Below are 2,011 nucleotides of genomic sequence, written 5' to 3'. Positions count from 1 at the left end.
GTGAAGGTGACCGTCCCGGACGTCGCCGCCGACCGGGTCTCCCTGGCCAAGGTGTCGGCCACGGCCCACGACGTGACGCTGGACGCCGACGGCCTCACCTCCGTGCGCGGCGCCCACGTCCCCCGCTTCGACGGGGACGTCCAGCTGACCTTCGCCGACCTCAACCGCGAACTGGGCGCCTCCCAGGTGAGGTTCACCGGCGAGGGCCGCGACAAGGTCCGGGCGAACGGCACCCTGCCGGTCGCCGGGCACGACCTGCGGCTGCGCGCCGAGGCCCGGATCCAGCGGCAGGGCGAGCGGGGCATCGCGACCGAGATCGGCAAGATGCGCCTGGACATCGGTGATCTGGCCACCTACCGCCCCGGCACCCGCGCCTCGGAGGGCCTGCACCTGACGCCCAAGGGCACCGCCGACCTCGCCCGGGAGACCCGCAAGGCCAAGGCGCTGCTGTCGGTCCCGGCCGTCGTGCGGCGGATGGGCGTGCCCGAGGCGACCGTGCGCGAGGCGCTGGCCGACGACGGCAAGCTCGCCGAGCTGACCGGTTCCCCGCGCTTCGCCCGCCAGGCCGCCGGCCTCGACCTCATCGACCTGGCGCTGGAGCACCCCGACGTCATGCGCCGTCTGGGCCTCGACCCCAACCTGCTCGACTCCCTGTCGGGCCTGACCCGCCCGGTCCTGGCCGACCGGCTGTCCCTGGCGTTCGAACTGCCCGAGCCGGATCAGGGGGACGTGCGGCTGCAGGACGTACGCGTGGAGGAGGACGGCCTCCGGGTGCGGGTGTCGGGATCGGGGCTCACGGTCGGGAAGTGACGCCCCGAGGGACGCCGGTCGAGAGGTCTTCCTGACGCGCCCGCGCCACCTCTGGTTGAAACTTTATGTTCTGATGTGTTGACCTCTGTTGGAGTCGCCTTCTAGTTTCGTGCACCACTGGGCGGTACGTCCGCGGGCCGCCCATCCGTGCACCTCTCAGAAGGGGATGTCGTGTCTCAAAGGAACCATCGCGGGACAGCGTGCGTGGGGGCGCTGCTGGCCTGCGTCACGGCATTCGGTGGAGCGCTCGCCTCCCCCGCGGCCGCCTCTCCCGCCCACCGTCCCGACACCCCGCCGCCCGTCAGCGACTTCAAGGGCGTCAACTGGGCTGACCCGCGCGACAACTTCGCCCACGACGCGGTCGTGCCCTCGGGCCTGTCCGCCGCCGACGGCTACGCCACCACCTACGCCAAGTCCAAGGCGATCATCGGCGGATTCTCCAAGCTCGGCGCCAACACCGTCCGCCTCCCGGTCAACCCGACCACCGTGAACGGCCCGTTCTGGAAGTCGTACCGGGGCGCGATCGACGCCGCCACCGCCCAGGGCTTCAAGGTCATCCTGGGCTACTGGGAGGCCGACAACGCCAAGGACGGCAAGATCGACGACCGGGCGTCCTGGGACCGGATGTGGGCGCGGATCACCTCCGCATACGCCCGCAACTCCAAGGTGTACTTCGAGCCGATGAACGAGCCGTTCGGCTACACCGCCCAGGAGTGGACGGACATCGCCGCGACGTGGGTGAGCACCCACGGCAACGTGCCCCGCGACCGGATCCTGATCGGCGGCTACAAGTACAGCGAGGACGTCAAGCCGGTCTGCGCCGACCCGCGTCTGAAGGGCACGCGCCTCGCCCTGCACAACTACGGCTTCTGGCACACCGACTGGACCGGCGTCGAGCAGTGGAAGGCGGACTTCAAGAGCCGCATCGGCGACTGCGCCTCACGCACGATCCTCGACGAGTTCGGTGCATCCATGACCACCGGCCTGGACTACAACGGCCCGGCGGGCACCTCCAACGAGATCGCGTACATCCAGGCCGCGACCGACACGATCCGCGAGCTGGGCCTGGGCTCGGTCTACTGGCCCGGCCTGCGCAACGGTGACACCTACTCGCTCACCACGCTCCAGGGCACGGGAACCGGCCTCAGCCTGAAGCTCAACAACCAGAGCGGCCTGGATCGGCTGCACTGGGCCTGGAAGC

Annotated in this window: 2 protein-coding genes; both read left to right on the top strand. The window is 70.5% G+C overall.

The annotated features are described in order from the left end of the window. Positions 1–810, top strand: an 810-nt coding sequence (locus ABZ281_RS47435; protein ID WP_356664833.1) for an LmeA family phospholipid-binding protein, incomplete at its 5' end; no start/stop codon positions are given. A gap of 171 nt (positions 811–981) precedes the next feature. Continuing rightward, the coding region (locus tag ABZ281_RS47430) for a cellulase family glycosylhydrolase (RefSeq protein ID WP_356664831.1) at positions 982–2,011 on the top strand (1,030 nt) is incomplete at its 3' end.

This window comes from Streptomyces sp. NPDC006265, assembly GCF_040613555.1.
Taxonomy (GTDB): domain Bacteria; phylum Actinomycetota; class Actinomycetes; order Streptomycetales; family Streptomycetaceae; genus Streptomyces.
The sequence above is the reverse complement of the archived record's forward strand: the minus strand, read 5'-3'. Positions and strand labels throughout refer to the sequence as shown.